Consider the following 2,407-nt stretch of genomic DNA (forward strand, 5'->3'; position numbering starts at 1 on the left):
ATTAAACTAAGCCGGAGAGTCGCCCCTCCGACTCGTCTTCAAAACCGTACGTGAAGGTTTCCCTTCATACGGCTCCTCATCATAGGAACCATTGTCATTGGTACCTCTAGAACGGATTTTCATCTAACTCTGAATAGTTGACTTTCTTTCCGTGCTTTATATCGTGGCAGTGTAGGTGGAGCAGTTCTAAATTTTGGTCGAGGTTTGTTCCACCGAGTGAGCGTGGTATTATGTGATGCATTTCAATTAAATCTCCATCCCTGAAGGTGAGACCACAGTGAGCGCATTTCCCGTCTTGCCGTTTCAAAAGTCTTCCCAATTGAGCGGTTATTTCGGGATGTTTCTGCATCCGGGTACTCCAATAGATTAGGTCGCCGTCAAATGGACTTCTGGATTCTTTGACTTTGATGTGCCTTACAATTTTTGTTTTGGCGTGTTTAGGGAGGTAATTCTCCTTATCAGTCATGAATACCCAGTTATCTACTTTCGGTGCGTCCCAAGGTTTCTTGGGTTTTTCAACCTTAGTCCCCCAGTATTTCTTGTTCACCCAGGTTTTTGATTTGTTGGGATGCCTCCTGTATCCCCATCTTTGAAGTTTGTTCCAGAGCATGGAATCGATGTCTGAGTAGGTTTCTTTGCTACAAGCGGGGCTGTAGTAATTACACCATCCTCGTACAATAGGTTTTAGATGCTTGATTAAAGCTATCTGGGGAGCGGCTCTGTGTTTATCTATTGTGGTAGAGAGTCGCTCATAATACTCTTTTACGCTTTTCTTGGATGGTTTGATGATGGTCTTGAATCCTTGTTTGGAGTGGTTCTTGCCTGCTTTATATTGGCGGATATTGAATCCAAGGAAATCAAATCCTTCGGCAGTGTGAACCACTTTGGTTTTACTAGGTTTCAATTTCAAGCCAATGTCATTTAGCCAATCGTTGATGATTCTTTGACATTCTTCTACCACGGCTAGGTCTTTGTGCATAATTACAAAATCATCTGCATATCGAATAAGGTTTAGTGCCTTTTTATTTGCCTGTTTGCGTCCAGGCAGAGTTTCAGCGTATTTTTTTATCCGATTTTCCATTCCGTGGAGGGCTATGTTCGCCAGAAGTGGTGATATGATTCCACCTTGGGGAGTGCCCTCATTTGTAGGGGAGAATGTTCCTTCATCCATTACACCGGCTTTTAACCAATCTTTGATTAGTCGTCTCATGGATGGGTAGGTATTTAATTTTGACAGAAGAGCATCATGGTTGATTTTATCGAAGCATTTTGAGATATCGGCATCTAGTACCCATTTGGGTTTTTTATTGATTCCGTTATGTATAGCTACGATGGCATCATGACATGACCGTCCTGGTCTAAATCCGTATGAATTAGGTTCAAAACGTGCTTCCCATTCGGGTTCTAACCCTTGTTTGGTTAGAGCTTGTAGTGCTCGGTCATAGATGGTAGGTATCCCTAGGGGACGCTTTTCATCTCGACCTGGCTTGGGAATCCAGACTCGGCGGGTGGGTTGAGGTCGTTTGTAAATTTTAAGGCTGGCTACTAAGGCGAGACGTTTCTTTCCTGTGAGGGCTTTACGTCCGTCTATTCCGGCAGTCTTTTTGCCTTTATTTTGTTGGGTTACCTTCCTAACTGCTATCATCTTTGCCGACCAGGACTTCATCAGAGTCTTTTGCAGCTTTCTTACCACGCGAACATCGCCACGTTGAGAGGCTCGGTATATCCGGTTTTGCAACTTAAATACGGTTCGTTCTAGCTTGCGCCAATCGACCCGATTCCATTCCGACTGTGGGGCGAACCCCCGAGTATTAGACGTATTCATCGCTACTCCTAGCTATACTTATTCCTATAACGTGAATCCGTCAGCATATCCTAGGCATTACCCTAGGCGTTGGCTTCTGACTCAATCTTTCCATCACAGGCCATGGGGCTAACTACCTACTCAGTAATCGACCTTACTGAGAGTACCTGTGTGGTTACTTCGTTCCTGATAACCATTCTGTGAACTTTTAGGGTGATACTCTCCACCGGGAAATTAGGGAAATCATTATAAGGGAGTGGAACCTTATAATCCTTTTTTTATTCCTTTGACTATTTGGTCTGTAGCGTTTTCAGCCTTATTTCGCTACTTGACAGTAACGATGGTTTGACGTATCTTTCTTTCGTACCCGTGAGTTCTATTGCCTGTTACTAACACCACCTTAGGCTAGTAGTGCTTCACTGTTCGACCCCGCTTTACTCCAGGGTTGTTAAGTTCTGAAGTAGGGGTAGGGCTGTCACTCGGATTTCACGAGGGGTGGTATTTCACCACCATGGTTATCAAGTTGTCAAGGTTCAGTACCTTGCGGCTAATCCCCCCCAATCCTTTATAGGGCAAGGTTTATAGCCAACGAATCGCACCCAC

General features: G+C 44.3%; 1 protein-coding gene. It reads right to left on the reverse strand.

The window, feature by feature from the left end:
• Positions 1-106: 106 nt before the first annotated feature.
• Positions 107-1,825, reverse strand: coding sequence for a group II intron reverse transcriptase/maturase (gene ltrA / locus F6K38_RS39500; protein WP_287360360.1), 1,719 nt, complete (start codon positions 1,823-1,825; stop codon positions 107-109).
• Positions 1,826-2,407 lie beyond the last annotated feature (582 nt).

Source organism: Moorena sp. SIO3B2 (assembly GCF_010692525.1).
Classification (GTDB): Bacteria; Cyanobacteriota; Cyanobacteriia; order Cyanobacteriales; family Coleofasciculaceae; genus Moorena; species Moorena producens.

Bases quoted from the DNA above. Each gene is read 5' to 3' on its own strand.
- ltrA (WP_287360360.1), bottom strand. From the start codon at position 1,825: ATGAATACGTCTAATACTCGGGGGTTCGCCCCACAGTCGGAATGGAAT.